The sequence below is a fragment of the Stenotrophomonas sp. CASM106 genome (assembly GCF_049384825.1).
GTDB classification, from domain to species: domain Bacteria; phylum Pseudomonadota; class Gammaproteobacteria; order Xanthomonadales; family Xanthomonadaceae; genus Stenotrophomonas; species Stenotrophomonas muris.
The window spans coordinates 39,009-56,368 of sequence record NZ_JBMRFS010000008.1 but is presented as its reverse complement, the minus strand read 5'-3'; the positions used below and the strand labels follow the sequence as shown (position 1 = coordinate 56,368).

Annotated in this window: 10 protein-coding genes; 4 read left to right on the top strand and 6 right to left on the bottom strand. The window is 67.8% G+C overall.

What is annotated here, in order from left to right; translation table 11 throughout:
- The first annotated feature begins 187 nt into the window (after nucleotides 1-187).
- Both VG556_RS17505 and VG556_RS17500 read left to right on the top strand, forming a co-directional pair.
- Nucleotides 188-3,532: a GH92 family glycosyl hydrolase gene (locus VG556_RS17505; RefSeq protein WP_242883981.1), complete on the top strand. Its 3,345-nt coding sequence runs from the start codon at nucleotides 188-190 to the stop codon at nucleotides 3,530-3,532.
- A complete protein-coding gene (locus VG556_RS17500; RefSeq protein ID WP_100450587.1) occupies nucleotides 3,529-4,272 on the top strand; it encodes a basic secretory protein-like protein in 744 nt (247 codons plus the stop codon). Before VG556_RS17505 ends, VG556_RS17500 begins: the two co-directional genes overlap by 4 nt.
- 531 nt (nucleotides 4,273-4,803) lie before the next feature.
- Here VG556_RS17500 and VG556_RS17495 read toward each other — a convergent pair.
- Together VG556_RS17495 and VG556_RS17490 are read right to left on the bottom strand one after the other, a co-directional pair.
- Nucleotides 4,804-7,095: an NADP-dependent malic enzyme gene (locus tag VG556_RS17495; protein ID WP_014648356.1), complete on the bottom strand. Its 2,292-nt coding sequence runs from the start codon at nucleotides 7,093-7,095 to the stop codon at nucleotides 4,804-4,806.
- A 230-nt stretch (nucleotides 7,096-7,325) separates the two neighbouring features.
- Entirely contained in the window at nucleotides 7,326-8,669 is a 1,344-nt protein-coding gene (locus tag VG556_RS17490; RefSeq protein WP_014648357.1) for a dicarboxylate/amino acid:cation symporter, read from the bottom strand.
- A gap of 332 nt (nucleotides 8,670-9,001) precedes the next feature.
- Between VG556_RS17490 and VG556_RS17485 the strand changes: the two genes are divergently transcribed.
- Together VG556_RS17485 and VG556_RS17480 are read left to right on the top strand one after the other, a co-directional pair.
- A complete protein-coding gene (locus VG556_RS17485; RefSeq protein ID WP_100450588.1) occupies nucleotides 9,002-10,171 on the top strand; it encodes an OprO/OprP family phosphate-selective porin in 1,170 nt (389 codons plus the stop codon).
- Between the two features lie 66 nt (nucleotides 10,172-10,237).
- Nucleotides 10,238-12,880, top strand: a complete 2,643-nt coding sequence (locus VG556_RS17480) for a hybrid sensor histidine kinase/response regulator (RefSeq protein ID WP_100450589.1) — start codon at nucleotides 10,238-10,240, stop codon at nucleotides 12,878-12,880.
- Nucleotides 12,881-13,517: 637 nt separating this feature from the next.
- Here the strand turns inward: VG556_RS17480 and VG556_RS17475 are convergent.
- Genes VG556_RS17475 through VG556_RS17460 form a run of 4 tightly spaced genes read right to left on the bottom strand, consistent with a single transcriptional unit; the run spans nucleotide 13,518 to nucleotide 17,322 of the window.
- A complete protein-coding gene (locus tag VG556_RS17475) occupies nucleotides 13,518-14,168 on the bottom strand; it encodes a response regulator (protein WP_014648360.1) in 651 nt (216 codons plus the stop codon).
- Nucleotides 14,169-14,196: 28 nt separating this feature from the next.
- Entirely contained in the window at nucleotides 14,197-15,252 is a 1,056-nt protein-coding gene (locus tag VG556_RS17470) for an ABC transporter substrate-binding protein (protein ID WP_014648361.1), read from the bottom strand.
- Nucleotides 15,249-16,640 carry a sensor histidine kinase gene (locus VG556_RS17465; RefSeq protein WP_014648362.1) on the bottom strand — a complete coding sequence of 464 codons (1,392 nt, stop codon included), beginning with the start codon at nucleotides 16,638-16,640 and terminating at the stop codon, nucleotides 15,249-15,251. Before VG556_RS17465 ends, VG556_RS17470 begins: the two co-directional genes overlap by 4 nt.
- Nucleotides 16,633-17,322: a response regulator transcription factor gene (locus VG556_RS17460; protein ID WP_005419188.1), complete on the bottom strand. Its 690-nt coding sequence runs from the start codon at nucleotides 17,320-17,322 to the stop codon at nucleotides 16,633-16,635. Before VG556_RS17460 ends, VG556_RS17465 begins: the two co-directional genes overlap by 8 nt.
- Nucleotides 17,323-17,360: the final 38 nt, after the last annotated feature.

Here is a 17,360-nt window from a genome sequence, read left to right as displayed (position 1 = left end):
GCGACGGCTGTTGCAGGATCGGGCCAGGTCGCACCCCGACCCACCCAATCCAACCCGATCGCATGGCCCGCCCCCACCGGACCGGCATCGCCTCTTCCACTGCCAGCCTGGCGGGCGGAGCGATGCTGTCCGTGGTGTCCGCCGATGCGGGTTCTGCCCGCCGCCAGCCCTTCCGGGAGACCCTTGCATGACCCTGTCCGATCCGCGCCGCGCCCTGCTTCCACTCGCCTTGGCCCTGGCCTGTGCGACCACTGCGATGCCGGTGCTGGCACAGGGGCTGCAGACCTCGTTCGAGCCCGGCGAACCTGCCCCGACGCAGGCCGCGGGTGCACTTCAGGTCACGATCGGCAACGGCCCTGCGGCGCCTTACGCGGCCAAGCGCAACGCCGGCTACAGCGGCCTGCATGCACTGCGCTACAGCAGCGAAGGCGGCAGCGCGCGGCGCGAACTGTTCAAGGCCGACCTGCCCATCGAGGCCGATACCACGCTGTCGTGGCTGGTGCTGCCGGAGATCGTCGGCAAGGACACCGTCGCTTCGACCTATGTCTCGCTGGACCTGCTGCTGGACGATGGCAGCCGCGTGTCGGCCGGTACGGCGCGCGACCAGCATGGGGTGGCGATCGGCGCGCTCGCGCAGGGCGAATCGAAGACGCTGTACCCGCAACAGTGGGCGCGCAAGGCAGTGCGGCTGGGCGACGTACCCACGCTGAAGGGCCGCCGCGTGGTGGCGATCGAGCTGGAGGTGGCCAGTGCCGAGGGCGCGCCGGTCTCTGGCTGGATTGATGACGTGCGCCTGGACGCACAGCCGCGGCAGCAGCCACAGCGCGTCTCCGACTGGGTGCTGACCACCCGCGGCACCCAGGCCAACGGCACCTTCTCGCGCGGCAACAATTTCCCGGCCACGGCGGTGCCGCACGGCTTCAACTTCTGGACCCCGGTGACCGATGCCGGCGCACTGAACTGGCTGTACCGCTGGAACGAACAGAACGACGCACAGAACCGCCCGCAGCTGCAGGCGCTTGCGCTGAGCCACCAGCCCAGCCCGTGGATGGGTGACCGCCAGACCTTCCAGGTGATGCCCTCGGCCAGCCGTGGCGTGCCGGAGGCCGACCGCCGCAAGCGCGCGCTGTCGTTCGATCGCCGCCATGAAAGCGCGCGCCCCTACCGCTACGACGTGCGCTTCGACAACGGCATCGCTGCCGCCATCGCGCCAACCGATCATGCCGCGTTGTTCCGCTTCGACTTCCCCGAAGGCGGTGACGCCAACCTGCTGTTCGACAACGTCGATGCGCGTGGTGGCCTGACCCTGGATGCCGCCACACAGACGCTGTCCGGCTACACCGATACGCGCAGCGGCCTGTCCAACGGCGCCAGCCGCATGTATGTCGTGGCCAGCTTCGACAAGCCCTGGCGCAGCAGCGGCCGCCTCGACACCGGGCGCCCGACCGGTTACATCAAGTTCGATGCCGGCAGCGAGCGGCGGGTGACGATGCGCATCGCCACCTCGCTGATCTCGGTGGAGCAGGCGCGGCACAACCTGGCACTGGAAATCGCCGCCGCCGATACGCTGGAGAGCGTGGCCGGCCGCGCACAGGACGCGTGGGACGCGCGCCTGGCCCGCTTCGACATCGGCGATGCCAGCGACGACCAGAAGACCACGCTGTACTCCAGCCTGTACCGGCTGTACCTGTACCCGAATTCCGGCCACGAGAACGTGGGCAGCGCCGCCGCACCGGAGTGGCGCTACGCCAACCAGGCCAGCGCCAGCGATGACAACACCGAAGGCAGCGCGACCCGCAGTTACGCCGGCGTGCGCGATGGCAAGGTGTTCGTCAACAACGGCTTCTGGGACACCTTCCGCACCACCTGGCCGGCCTATGCACTGTTCACGCCCGACGATGCCGGCCAGCTAGTGCAGGGCTTCATCGAGCAGTACCGCGCCGGCGGCTGGATCGCACGCTGGTCGTCGCCGGGCTATGCGGACCTGATGGTCGGTACCAGCTCGGACGTGGCCTTCGCCGATGCGTGGCTGAAGGGCATCGGCGGTTTCGATCCGGCCGAGGCCTACGCCGCCGCGCTGAAGAACGCGACCGTGGTCCCGCCCGACCGCCATGTCGGCCGCAAGGGCATGGACCGTTCGACCTTCCGTGGCTACGCCAGCGCGGACGTGCATGAAGGCATGTCGTGGACGATGGAAGGCGCACTCAATGATTTCGGCATCGCCAACATGGCCGACGCGCTGGCCAAGCGTGCGACCACGCCGGCCGCACGCGAGCGCTACAGCACCGAGGCCGACTACTTCCGCCATCGCGCCGCCAGCTACACGACGATGTTCGATCCGGCCGCCGGCTTCTTCCAGGGCCGCACTGCCGATGGCCAGTGGCGCGTGGACGCGAAGGACTACGACCCGCGCGTGTGGGGCCACGACTACACCGAGTCCAATGGCTGGACCTTCGCCTTTACCGCCGCCCACGATGGCGAGGGCCTGGCCGCGCTGTACGGTGGCCGCGACAAGCTGGCGGCGAAACTGGATGCCTTCTTCGCCACGCCGGAAACCGCGGACCCGGCACTGGCCGGTTCCTACGGCGGCACCATCCACGAGATGACCGAGGCGCGCGACGTGCGCATGGGCATGTACGCGCACAGCAACCAGCCGGCGCACCACATCCCGTGGATGTACCTGTACGCCGGGCAGCCGTGGAAGACCCAGCAGCACGTGCGCGAGATCCTGTCGCGGCTGTACGTCGGCAGCGAGATCGGCCAGGGCTATCCGGGCGACGAGGACAATGGCGAGACCTCGGCGTGGTACGTGCTGGCCTCGCTGGGCCTGTACCCGCTGCGCATGGGCGCCCCGGAGTATGTGATCGGTTCGCCGGCCTTCCGCCACGCGCGGGTGGAACTGCAGGGCGGCGCGGTGCTGACCGTGAACGCGGCCAACAATTCGCGAGAGAACGTCTACGTGCAGTCGCTGAAGATCAACGGCACGCCCTGGACGAAGACCTGGGTGCCGCACGAGCTGATCGCCAAGGGCGCGACGCTGGACTTCGTGATGGGCCCGCAGCCGTCGCGCTGGGGCAGCGGCGTGGATGACGTGCCGCGCTCGCTGACCGCCCGTGGCCAGCGCCCGCAACTGCTGCACGACCTGCTCGGCAGCGGCGCGAAGGCGACGCTGGCCGATGGCCGCGCCCTGCCGGCGCTGGTCGATGACGATGCGGCCACCACCGTCGGCCTGGATGGCGGCGCGACCATCGCACTGACCGGCCTGAGCAATGGCACGCCGACGATGTATACGCTGACCAGCGGTGACGGCCGCATCCAGGGCGGCGAATGGACGCTGGAAGCGCGCAATGGCAACGGCCACTGGATCGTGCTCGACCAGCGCAGCGGCGAAGCCTTCGAGTCTGCCCGCCAGACCCGTCCGTTCCGCATCGCCAGACCCGGTCGTTACAGCGAGTACCGGCTGCGCCTGGCCGCGCCGGGCCTGCTGCCGCTGGCGGAGATCGAACTGTTGGCGCCCAGCGCCGTACAATGAGCCCTATGCGCTACCGTCTGTTGCCTCTGGCCCTTGTTGCCCTTTCCTTCTCCAGCTTCGGCCAGACCCAGGCCTTTGATGCGCAGCTGACCCGCGACGGCGTGACGCTGAACTACCAGGACGCCCGTGGCGCCCTGGCCGCGCCGCAGCGCAAGCGGGTGATCGATACGTTCTACTTCGCCTACCTGCGCGAACGTGCGGACTTCCACCCGGCCGCGCCATCGATGGTGCGCATCGTGATCGATCCGGCCTACACCGGGATCGCCTTCGTCGGTGACAAGGACCAGGCGGCAACGATCACCATCAATCCGGGTTGGCTGGCGCAGCACCCCAACGACATCGACCTGGTCACCCATGAGGCCATGCACATCGCGCAGGGCTATCCGGGCCATGGCGACGCACGGGTGCCGGGTTGGCTGGTGGAGGGCATCGCCGACTACGCACGCGACCGCTACGGCATGGACAATGCCGCCGCGGGCTGGTCGCTGCCGGGCAAGGTCGAGAAGGGCCAGAACTTCGACAGCGGCTACCGGGTCACCGGTGCGTTCCTGAAATGGGCCGACGCCGAACACCCCGGCCTGGTGCTGGCACTGGACACGGCCCTGCGCGATGGCCGCTATGCACCGGCGCTGTGGCAGAAGCACACCGGCAAGGCACTGCCCGCACTGTGGGCCCAGTACGCCAAGCCGCGTTCGGATGCACCGCCGCCGGCCCCTGCACGCCGCGGCAAGCGGCGCTGACTGGCTGGTCAACTGGGAATTGGGGCGACTGGGTAGAGTCGACTGTTAGTCGACTGACTTTCGTACAGCCCCCGAAAACCCCGCGCTTCGCGCGATAGTCGACCAACGGTCGACTCTACCTCGCTGCTTTCTACGCCTCAGCGCGACTGCACGAAACCGGCGTACAGCGCGAACAGCTGCTGGAAATATCGCCGCGTGCCTCGATTACGCATGACACCCTCGCCCATGAAAGTTGGTCGGGCCCAGGGTGGGAAGGCCGGTCCGGTCCCTTCCCACGGCCGGGCCGCGTGGGCGTATTGGGCCGCAACGGCGTTGCAGGGAAATGACCGGGCGGCGTAGCGCGTGTGGCAGGTTCTGCGGCCGTTGCGGCAAATGAAAACACCGGGCAATGCCCGGTGTTTTCACTTGCGCCGACGTCCAGCCGCGCCAGCGCCATCATTCTTCCGACCAGGAGCCCCTTCTTGTTGAAGGGGCGCGCCGAAGGCGGGGGTAGAGGAAGAATGCGTGGGCAGCGGAAGTGGGAAAGAAGGCTTATGCCTTCTTTTCCGCTTCCAGCTGCTTGCGGATCTGCGCATCGACCGCCGCGATCGCGGTCATGTTCAGGATCCGGCGCGAAGTGGCGCTGGTGGTCAGGATGTGCACCGGCTTGTTCACGCCCATCAGGATCGGGCCGATCGCCACGCCATCGGTGAACACGCGCACCAGGTTGTAGGCGATGTTGGCCGCTTCCAGGTTCGGCAGCACGAACAGGTTGGCGCGGCCCTGCAGGGTCGAGCCAGGCAGCAGCTTCTGGCGCAGCGCTTCATCCCATGCGGTGTCGCCCTGCATTTCGCCGTCCACGTTCAGGCGCGGGTTGCGCTTGAGCAGCAGCTCGCGCACCTGGCGCATCTTCAGCGCGTCCTTCGAGTCATGGCTGCCGAAGTTGGAGTGCGACAGCAGCGCAACCTTCGGCTCGATGCCGAACAACTTCATGCGGTAGGCCGCCTGCAGGGTCGCTTCGCACAGCTGCTCGGCGGTCGGGTCTTCCTGCACGTGGGTATCGACGAAGAAGAACACGCCCTGCTGGTTGATCACGCCGGTCATCGCCGAGGTCGAGGTGACCTTCGGCTCCAGCGGCAGCACGCTGCGCACGTAGCCCAGCTTCTTGTGGAAGCGGCCGACGATGCCGGTCAGCATTGCATCGGCTTCGCCACGGGCCACCATCACTGCTGCGATCAGGGTCGGGCGCGAACGCATCAGGTTCTTCGCCGCGGCCACGGTCACGCCACGACGGCCGGTCAGGCCGTGGTAGTACTGCCAGTATTCGTTGAAGCGCGGATCATCGTTGATGTTGGTGACTTCAACGTTCTCGCCGATCTTCAGGCGCAGGCCGAGGCGCTCGATGCGCGATTCGATCACTTCCGGGCGGCCGATCAGGATCGGGTGCGCCAGGCCGTCATCGACCACGTTCTGCACCGCCTGCAGCACCACTTCCTCTTCGCCTTCGGCGTACACCACGCGCTGCTTGTCGCTGCGCGCGCGGTCGTAGACCGGCTTCATCATCAGGCTGGTGCGGTAGACGAACTGGGCCAGCTTGTCGCGGTAGGCGCCCATGTCGTCGATCGGGCGCGAGGCCACGCCCGAGTCCATCGCGGCCTGGGCCACGGCGGCCGACAGCTCCACCAGCAGGCGACGGTCGAACGGACGCGGGATCAGGTATTCACGGCCGAAGCTCGGGGTGTCACCGCCATAGGCCGAGCCCATGTCGGTGGCGGCGCGGCGGGCCAGTGCAGCGATGGCACGCACGCAGGCGATCTTCATTTCCTCGTTGATCGCGGTGGCGCCCACGTCCAGCGCACCACGGAACAGGTACGGGAAGCACAGCACATTGTTGACCTGGTTCGGGTAGTCCGAACGGCCGGTGCCGATGATCGCGTCCGGACGGGCGGCGCGCGCCAGTTCCGGCATGATTTCCGGGGTCGGGTTGGCCAGTGCGAAGATCACCGGATCCGGCGCCATGGTCTTGACCATGTCGGCGGTCAGGATGCCCGGCGCCGACAGGCCCAGGAAGATGTCCGCGCCGTCGACGATCTCGGCCAGGGTGCGCTTGTCGGTGTCGCGCGCATAGCGCTGCTTTTCCGGGTCCAGGTCGGTACGGCCGGTGTGGATCACGCCCTCGCGGTCGAAGGCCAGGATGTTTTCCGGCTTCAGGCCCAGCTGCACCAGCATGTTCACGCAGGAAATACCGGCCGCGCCCATGCCCGTGGTCGCCAGCTTCACGTCCTCGATCTTCTTGCCAGTGATCGCCATGGCGTTGAGCACCGCCGCGCCGACGATGATCGCCGTGCCGTGCTGGTCGTCATGGAACACCGGGATCTTCATGCGCTCGCGCAGCTTGCGCTCGACCACGAAGCATTCCGGCGCCTTGATGTCTTCCAGGTTGATGCCGCCGAAGGTCGGTTCCAGCGAGGCGATGATGTCGACCAGCTTGTCCGGGTCGGTCTCGTCGACTTCGATGTCGAACACATCGATGCCGGCGAACTTCTGGAACAGCACGCCCTTGCCTTCCATCACCGGCTTGCCGGCCAGCGCGCCGATGTTGCCCAGGCCCAGCACCGCGGTGCCGTTGGAGATCACCGCCACCAGGTTGCCGCGGGCAGTCAGCTCGCTGGCCTGCTGCGGGTCGGCCTTGATCGCTTCACAGGCGTACGCCACGCCCGGCGAATACGCCAGCGACAGGTCGCGCTGGGTCAGCATGGGCTTGGTAGCGGAAACCTTGATCTTTCCCGGCGGGGACATCCGGTGGTAATCGAGGGCGGCCTGTTTGAAATCTTCGTTGGACATCGATGTGGGTTACATGAATGGGCAGAAGGGACAGGGGATGATACCCCCGTTGGAGCGTCTGGACCTGTCGCTATCCTGTCGCAAGCATGCTGCGACCGCACAATTCCGTGCCGTATGCGACGGTACCGGGATGTCAGCTTCGGCGTTGCCCATGACAGCCATGGGACGCCCTGAAACGCCGCGGGGCCGTACCACTGTCGTGACCGGCCCCGCGGTACCACACACCTGGATCAGCCCTTGGCCGGCAGTGCCTCGGGCAGCGCATCGACCGGCGGCGGCAGTTCGCTTTCGCGGCCATCCAGCGCCAGCTTCAGGCGGTTGCGGTCCAGCGCGCCTTCCCAGCGCGAGACCACCACGGTGGCCACGGCATTGCCGATGAAGTTGGTCAGCGAGCGGCATTCGCTCATGAAGCGGTCCACGCCCAGGATCAGCGCCATGCCGGCAACCGGCACTTCCGGCACGACGGCCAGGGTGGCGGCCAGGGTGATGAAGCCCGCGCCGGTGACGCCGGCCGCGCCCTTGGAGCTGAGCATGGCGACCAGCAGCAGTGCGATCTGGTGGCCCAGGGTCAGTTCGGTGTTGGTGGCCTGGGCGATGAACAGCGCCGCCAGGGTCATGTAGATGTTGGTGCCGTCCAGGTTGAACGAGTAGCCGGTCGGGACCACCAGGCCCACCACCGACTTGCTGCAGCCGGCGCGTTCCATCTTCTCCATCAGCGACGGCAGCGCCGACTCCGACGACGAGGTGCCGAGCACCAGCAGCAGTTCGGCCTTCAGGTAGCGCGCCAGCTTGAATACCGAGAAGCCGCACAGGCGGCAGACCACGCCGAGGATCACCGCCACGAACAGGAAGGCGGTGAGGTAGAACGAGCCCACCAGCCAGGCCAGGTTGATCAGCGAGCCGACGCCGTACTTGCCGATGGTGAAGGCGATCGCACCGAAGGCGCCGATCGGGGCGGCCTTCATCAGGATGTGCACCAGCTTGAACACCGGAGCGACCAGCGCCTCCAGGAAGTTCAGCACCGGCTTGCCCTTCTCGCCCACCATCGCCAGCGCGATGCCGAACAGCACGGCCACGAACAGCACCTGCAGGATGTTGCCGTCGACGAAGGCGCTGAGCAGCGTCTTCGGGATGATGTCCATCAGGAAGCCGACCAGGGTCAGGTCGTGCGACTTCTCGACGTAGCTGTGCACCGCGGTCTGGTCCAGCTCGGCCGGGTTGATGTTCATGCCGGCGCCGGGCTGCACCACGTGCGCCACGATCATGCCGACGATCAGCGCCAGCGTGGAGAAGAACAGGAAGTACGCCATCGCCTTGGCAAAGACCCGGCCCACCGTACGCAGGTGGGTCATGCTGGCGATGCCGGTGACGATGGTGAGGAAGATCACCGGCGCGATGATCATCTTCACCAGGTTGATGAAGGCATCACCGAGCGGCTTCATCTTCTCGCCGATCAACGGCTCGTAATGGCCGAGGATGGCGCCCAGGACGATCGCCACGATCACCTGGAAGTACAGCTGGCGATAGATCGGCAACGGCTTTGCAGGCACCGGTGCTGCGGTCGGGATGTGCATGGCGGACTCCGGAAGGGGCGTTTTCAGGCACGTACGGCCCCGGAGCTGCACGGGAACCGTTACCGTGGAAACTGATCGCAGGCCCTGTGCAGCACGCACAGGAGGTGCGACCAATGGACGCCTTTGTACGCGCCAGGCACGCCAGCGCAGATAACCTATTGGTACTAGCCTCCCGGTTCAGGTGGCACAGGTGCCTACACTGGCGCCGCACCGCCCGATCCTGGGGAGGCTGGTGGCCCGGGCTGAACGGCTGGGTGAGTCTTTGCGAAAGTTCCGGCCCTTCCGGCCGTTGATGTCCTGTCCACACGCAATCTGAGAGAGCCGCACCCAACATGCGCCCGAATCCCACCTTGCTGGCCCTGTCGCTGGCCGCCCTTCCCGCCTTCGCCTCGGCCGCCGATTTCGACAACTGGCCGACCAAGTACACCTTCGGTGATGGCACCGAGCTGGCGGCCACCGCCAACATCGCCTACGACTACAACGACTTCTCCTCGGCCAGTGGCCTTGAGGACGACGATGCCGTGCGCCGCAAGGAATTCGGCGCGACGCTGAAAAAGAAGGGCGTCTACGATGCGATGGTCTACTACGACTTCCAGGCCGATACCTGGCTGGACGTGTTCGTGCGCTTCGAGAGCAAGGCCTTCTTCGGCCGTGACGTCGGCCGCTTCCGCTTCGGCTACATGAAGACCCCGGTCGGCCTGGATGCGAACACCTCTTCGCGTGCCGGCAGCTTCCTGGAAACCTCGCTGCCGGTGCAGGCCTTCTACGAAGGCCGCCGCACCGGCGTGGAGTGGGTGCTGGAGCGCCCGCAGTACCTGCTGCAGGCCGGGGCCTATGGCGGCAAGGACCTGCAGGGCGACAACCCCGGCACCACCCAGGCGGTGCGTGCGGTGTGGACGCCGGTGAAGGCACCAGGCGATGTGATCCACCTGGGCCTGGCCTACTCGCAGGAAAACCCGCGTGGTTACAGCGATGGCCGCGACGTGCATCACGAGGCCAGCGCCCGCCTGCGCGCGCGCCCGGAAGCCGGCCTGACCGACATCCGCTACGTCGATTCCGGTGCGCTGGTCACCGCCGACCAGATCCGCCGCACCGGCGTGGAAGGCATCTGGATCCGGGGCCCGTTCTCGCTGCAGGCCGAAGCGCTGCGCGCTACGGTCACCCGTCATGACGGCAAGCCCGACTACACCGGCAGTGGCCAGTACGCGATGGCCAGCTGGGTGCTGACCGGCGAATCGCGCCCGTACAACGCCGGCGCGGTGGCCAACATCAAGCCGGCGCACGATTACGGCGCGGTCGAACTGCTGGCCCGATACAGCCGTCTCGACCTGGACGATGGCAGCATCCTCGGCGGCCGCCAGCACGACCTGACGCTGGGTGCGAACTGGTACCTGACCAGCCACTTCAAGTTCCAGGCCAACTACGTGAAGGTCGACGCCAGCCGTCGTGGCGTGCACAGCACGCCGGAGATCTTCGAACTGCGCGCGCAGATGCACTTCTGACCCCTTCCACGTCAGACCCCGGCGGGCGTGCACGCCACGCCCGCCGGCCCTGCGTAGACTGCCGCCATGTACTGGCTCAGCCGCCACCGGATGCTGTTGCTGACCATCCTGGTGATGGTCGGCGGTACTGTGCTGTGCGCGGTCGCCGCCGGTCATTACGCCTGGCGGCGCGCGCTCGGCGAGGAAAGCAGCCAGGTGCAACGCCAGCTGCAGCTGTATGGCCAGGGCCTGCAACAGCGCATCGACCGCTTCGGCACCTTGCCGCAGGTGCTGGCACTTGACCCGGATCTGCTGCATGCACTGCGCGTGCCGCCCTCGCCCAGCGAACGGCAGCGGCTGAACCTCAAGCTGCAACGCGCCAACGAAGTCACCCGTGCCTCGACCCTGACCCTGGTCGGCCACGACGGTGTGGCGGTGGCGGCCAGCAACTGGGACCAGCCGACCACCAATGTCGGCGAGAACTACAGCTACCGCCCCTACTACCGCCAGGCGCTGGCGCAGGGCCGTGGCCGCTTCTACGGCATCGGCATGACCACCGGCGTGCCCGGCTATTACCTTTCGCAGGCCATCGAAGAAGACGGCAAGCGGCTGGGCGTGGTGGTGATCAAGGTCGAGTTGTCCGCGCTGGAACAGGAATGGCTGAGCAGCCCGGACGTGGTGCTGGCCAGCGACGACCACGACGTGGTGTTCCTGGCCAACCGGGACAGCTGGCGCTACCGGCTGCTGCGCCCGCTGGGGGCCGATGAGCGCCGCGAGATGCTGGACGCCCGCCAGTACGCCGACCGCGCATTGCAGCCCCTGCGCGCACGCACCGAAGACGTGCTGGCCGATGGCGGCCGCATGGTGCGCCTGCTGGACCCGGCGCTGCCGCAGCCGATGCTGTGGCAGAGCCTGCCGCTGCCCGCCGAAGGCTGGAACCTGCACCTGCTGCACGATGCCAGTGCCGCCACCGGCGCCGGCCGCGCCGCAGCACTCACCGGTGGCGCTGCATGGCTGGCGCTGGGCTTCCTGGTGCTGTTCGTGCAGCAGCGCCGGCGACTGTCCAAGCATCGCCTGCGCAGCCGCCGCGAGCTGGAAACCCTGCTCAAGCAGCATGCACAGGAACTGCGTACCGCGCAGGATGGCCTGCTGCAGGCCGCCACCGATGCCGACAGCGGCCTCAGCCGCAGCCTCGAACACCTGCCGCAGGGCGTGGTGGTGATCGACCGCGAACTGCGCCTGGTCGCGTGGAATTCGCGCTATCTGGAACTGTTCCGCTTCCCGCAGGACCTGGTTCGCGTCGGCCGGCCGATCGAGGAACTGTTCCGCTTCAACGCACGCCGTGGCCTGCTTGGTCCGGGCCCGGTCGATGAAGCCATCGAGCGCCGCCTGAACCACCTGCGCAGCGGCCGCCCGCACATGCGCGAGAGCGAAAAAGACGATGGCACCGTGCTGGAAATCCGTGGCAACCCGCTGCCCGACGGCGGCTTCGTCACCAGCTATGCCGACATCACCAGCTACAAGAACGCCGCGCGCGAACTGCGCTCGCTGGCCGATGCGCTGGAACACCGCATCGCCGAGCGCACACATGACCTGGAGGAAGCACGCCGCGAAGCCGAGCAGGCCAACCGCTACAAGACGCGATTCGTCGCCTCGGCCGTGCACGACCTGCTGCAGCCGCTCAACGCGGCGCGCATGTTCGTTTCGGTGCTGCGCGGCAAGCTGGGCGACCCGGCGCAGCAGCAGACTGCGGACCACATCGATGCTGCACTGGCCGCGCAGGATGCGATCCTCAATAGTCTGCTGGATATCGCGCGCCTGGAATCCGGCAGCCTGCCGACCCGAGTGCAGGCGTTCCGGCTCGGGCCTTTGCTGCAGACGCTGGCGCGCGAATTCGGCATCGCCGCACAGTCGCGTGGCCTGGTGGTCGACTGGGTCGATACCGATGCGGTAGTGGTCAGCGATGAAGCCCTGCTGCGCCGAATCCTGCAGAACTTCCTGTCCAACGCGCTGCGCTACAGCGAACGCGGCCGCGTGCTGCTCGGCTGCCGTCGCCGTGAAGGCATGCTGTGGATCGAGGTGCACGACCAGGGCCCCGGCATTCCCGACGCGTTGCAGGGCGAGATCTTCGAGGAGTTCCGCCGCCTGCACGACGGCCAGCAGCGCGGCGCCGGCCTTGGCCTGGCCATCGTCGATCGCATCGGCCGCCTGCTTGGGCATCCGATCCGGCTGCGCTCGCAGCTGGGCCAGGGCAGCGTGTTCGCGGTGGGCGTGCCGTTCGGCGAAGCCAGCGCGATTCCCGCTACTGCTCCTGTGCCGGTGCTGGTGCAGGAACCGGCGGCGGACAACCCGCTTCGCGGTCGCCGGGTGTGGGTGATCGACGACGATCCGCACGTGTGCGCGGCCAGCCGCGCGCTGCTGGAGCGCTGGGGCTGCGAGGTGGCGCTGGCCGATGGCCCACAGGCGGCGCTGCAGCTGGCAGCAACAGGCGCAGTACCGGAGCTGGTGCTGCTGGATGTGCGCATGGGCGATCACCATGGGCCGGTGCTGTACGAGACATTGGCCGAATTGTGGCAGGCCCGCCCGCCGGTAGTGCTGGTTACTGCCGAGCGCGATGCGGGATTGCGTGAGATGGCCGCCGAACGCGGCTGGGGGATGATGGCCAAGCCGGTGAAGCCGCCGGCGCTGCGGGCACTGATGAGTCAGTTGCTGATCCGCCATCGCGGGTAGTTTCCAGCCAACGGCGCAGCCCCTCGTGGGTGGTGTCTGGTTGGTCGTGGAAAGCAGAAGCCGTGGGTGGGCCGGTCGGGTTGGGTGCGCGGGGGACGCCGTGAATCCGTCCCTGGAGGCTTGGCAGCCGCTTGCTCGTGTGCGCTGTCCTGCGCACACGGCAAGACCCGGGTTGGGCGTCCTGCCCAACCCGCCCGAGGCATGCCTCGGGCCCATGCGGCTGACACCCCCGCGCACCCAACCCGACCGGCCTCCGACAGATTTCGGTGGCCTGCACCCACGGAGAAGAAAATAAGATCAAAAGCGGGTCGCGCGCTGCGCTTGCTCGTGTAGAGCCGAGCCCATGCTCGGCTTCACGGACCGGCCAGAAAGCAGCCGAGCGTGGGCTCGGCTCTGCAAAAAGCGGCCTGTCAGGCTGCCTTTGCTTTTGATCTTCTTTTCTCTTCCGTGGGTGGATGCGCACGGAACCTGTCCGTGGCCGGGCAGGTGGGCTGCGCAGGGGCGTGAGCCGCATGGATGCGGCGACCGAGCTTACATGGATGTACTTGCAGCGGCCCCTGTGCAGTCCACCTGCCCGGCCTCACCCATGAACTGCTCTACGTGTCCACCCACGAGGGGCTGCGCCGTTGGCTGGAAACTACAGCCCGATGCCGGCGTCGCCCTCGGGCTCCAGCGCCTTCACCAGCACCGCCGCCTGTGTGCGGCTGTGGCACTCGAGCTTCTTCAGGATGGCGGTGACGTGCACCTTCACCGTGTTCTCGGCCAGCCCCAGGGTGTAGGCAATCTGCTTGTTGAGCAGGCCATCGGCCAGGCAGAGCAGCACGCGGAACTGCTGCGGGGTCAGCTGGGCCAGGCGGCTGGCCAGTAGTGCATCGGCCTCGGAACGCTCGGCGGCCATCGCCGGGAACCACAGGCCGCCATCGAGTACTGCCTGCACGGCCTCGCCGATGGTCTCGGCCGGCGCGGACTTCGGGATGAAACCGGCGGCGCCGAACTGCTGGGCACGGCGGATCACCCGCGGATGGTCGTTGGAGGAAAGGATCACCACCGGGATGTCCGGATGCGAGCCGCGCACGTGCAGCAGCGCGGAAAAACCGTGCGCGCCGGGCATGGTCAGGTCGAGCAGCACCAGGTCCACGTCCGGCTGTGCGTCGAGCGCCTCGGCCAGCGCATCGGCACTGGCCACCTCGCGCACCTGCGCCAGCGGCAGGCTCTGCCGCAAGGACTGCACCACCGCCGAACGCAGCAGCGGGTGGTCGTCGGCGATCAGGATGGTGTATTCGCTCATGCCGCCATTGTACGGGCAGGCCGGAGCCTCAGCGCCCCGCCGGCTCGACGCTGCTGCGCCAGGCATCGAGGAACTGGCGGCGCTTGAGCGCATCCAGGTACACCAGCAGGCCCGGGCCGAGCTGGATCGGACGCCGGCTGCGGCCGGGCGCATCGTCGCCACGTGCGTTGCCGGTCACGATCGGCATCAGCCGCGCCTCGCGCGACAGCACCTGCTGGCCACGGGGCGACAGCAGGTAGTCGAGGAAGCGCCGCGCTTCTTCCGGGTGTGGGCCGGTACGCGGAATCACCGCGGTGCGCAGCACCACCAGCGTGTAGTCCTCAGGCTCGACGATGGCCAGTGGCGCGCCGGCATCGACCCGTGCCTGCGCGTAGGAACCAAGCACGTTGTAGACCAGCGACAGCTCGCCGCTGGCCACCTTGTCCAGCAGCACGCCGGTGCGCTCTTCGCGCACCACGTCGTTGTCGCCGAGCGCCCCCAGCAGCGCGCCGGCGATGCTGCCGCGCTGCGCATCCTGGGTTGCCAGCAGGTAGCCGACACTGCTGCGCTCGATGTCATAGGTGCCGACCCTGCCGCGCAGCGGTGCACCTTCGGCACGCAGCCGGTCCAGCAGCTGGCGGCGCGTGTGCGGCACCTTTGCCGAAGGCATTGCGCGGGTGTTGTAGACCATCACCACCGGCTCGTAGCTGATGCCGAAGGCCTCGTTGCGCCACTGCGCCCAGGCTGGCAGCGCAGCGGTCAGCGCCGAGCGATGTGGCAGCGCGTGGCCATCGTTGACCAGCTTGGTCTGCAGGTCCATGCCGCTGGAGATCAGCAGGTCCGGCGATGCCGGTCCACCGCGGTCGTGCAGGTAACGCGCGTACAGGTCCTGGGTGATGATGTCCTCGTACACCACCTCGGTGCCCGGGTGCAGCCGCTGGTAATCGGCAATCACCACCGCGAACACTTCGATGTCGGTAGTGCCGTGAATGCGCAGCTGCGCGGTGGCCGCCCCCTGTGCGGGAAAACGACGCACATCGCCGGGCGCGGCCAGCACCGGCAGGGCCAGCAGCAGGGCAACGGCCGTGGCAAACAGGCGGATCATGGACTGCTCCGTGGCAGGCGGATGGTGGCGATCAGCCCGCCCTGCGGGCGGTTGCTGAGGTCGATGCGGCCGCCGTGGCTGTCGACCACCCGCTTGACGATGGCCAGGCCCAGCCCGGCACCGCCGGATGGCGCGCCTTCGCCACGCGCGAAGCGCTCGAATACGCGTTCGGCATCGGCAGCCGCGATGCCGGCGCCATGGTCGGCGATGGTCAGCACGGCCTGCCCGCTTTCCACGGTCAGCGCGATCTGCAACGGGCCGTCGCCGCCGTACTTCAACGCGTTGTCGACCAGGTTCTTGATTGCCTCGCGCAGCAGCAGCGCGTCGCCATGCACCTGCACCGGCTCGGCAGTCATCGCCAGTTGCACGCGCGGTGCCGGGCTTGCCTGCGGCAGTGCTTCATGCAACGCCTGGTGCACGGTCTCGGCCAGATCCACCGCCGCAAAGCGCTGCAGGTGCGAACGATGGATCACGCTGGCATCGCTGAGCAGCTGGTTGAGCAGCCGGCTCATATGCGTGGCGTTGCGCTCGATCGCCTGCAGGCTGCGTCGCATGTCCTCCGGATCGTCATCATCCAGCGCCAACTGCGCCTGAGCTCGCAATGCCGCCAGTGGCGTGCGCATCTGGTGTGCGGCCTCGGCCATGAACGCGCGCAGTGTCTCGTTGCTGCTGGACAGGCGCTCCATGAAGCGGTTCAACGCGGCCACCATCTGGTCCATCTCGCGTGGCACGCGGGCATCGAGCGGCTTCAGGTCGGACGGCTCGCGGCGCGACAGCTCGCGCTCCACCCGCACCAGCGGCCGGAACGCACGATGCACGCCGAACGCCACCAGCGCCAGCAGCAGCCCGGACAACACACCGATCGCCAGCAATGCACGATTGACCATGTCCTGCGCAACGGCTTCGCGCGCGCGCCGGGTCTGGCCCACCTGCACCTGCACCTCGCCCTGTGCCGAGGCCGCGGCGAAACTGCGGCCGACCACCACGAAGCGCACGGTTTCGCCGCTGTAGGGGGCGTCGAACAGCTGCGGCTGGGTACCGGGCCTGCGCGGCGGTGTCGGCAGATCACCGTAGCCGGTGATCAGCGTGCCGCGGCTGTCGGCCACCCGGTAGAACACGCGGTCCTCCGGCGCCATCGCCAGCAGGTCCAGCGCCGCATAGGGCAGATCGACCTGCCACTGGCCGTCGACCAGGGCCACCGAATCGGCGATGGACAGCGCCGAGGACACCAGCAGGTGATCGTAGGATCGGTTGGCGGCGCGCTGGCCGTAATCGCGTGCGGCGAACAGCAGGGCCACCGCGAACACCGCCAGCAGCACGCCGAGGTAGAGCAGCAGCGTGCGCCGCAGCGAACCCGGCGCCGCAGTCGCAGCACGCGTGTCAGCCATCGGCGTCGGCATGGGTATCGCTGGCTTCCAGCAGGTAACCGACGCCACGCACCGTGGTGATGCGCAGCGGCGCGCCCGCCAGCTTCTTTCTCAGGCGACCAACGTACAACTCGATGGCATTCGGGCCCGCTTCGTCATCGAAACCAAACAGGCCGTTGCCGATCTCGTCCTTGCCGACCACCTGGCCAAGACGGCCGACCAGGATCTCCAGCAGGCGGTACTCGCGATTGGGCAGTTCGATCGGCTCCCCGTCGAGGCTGACCCGGTGCGCCGCGTTGTCGAACTGGAAGCCGCCGATCTGCACCACTTCGCTGGCCTGGCCGCGCGCACGCCGCAGCAGCACGCGGCAGCGCGCTTCGAACTCGCGGAAATCAAACGGCTTGCCCAGGTAGTCGTCGGCCCCCACATCCAGCGCCTGCACGCGATCTTCGATGCCGTCACGCGCGGTCAGCATCAGCACCGGCGTGCTGTCACCGCGCTCGCGCATGCCGGCCAGCACGCGCAGGCCATCGAGCTTGGGCAGGCCGATGTCCAGCACCACCAGGTCGAAGCTCTGGTAGCGCAGCACGCTGGCAGCGGCCAGCCCATCGGCCTGCCAGTCCACGGCGTGCCCGCTGCGGCGCATCCGGCGGATGATCGCATCGGCCAGATCCGGATTGTCTTCGACCAGCAGCAGGCGCATGGGCACACGGGTGGGAGGGGAACCGAATGCTACCGCAT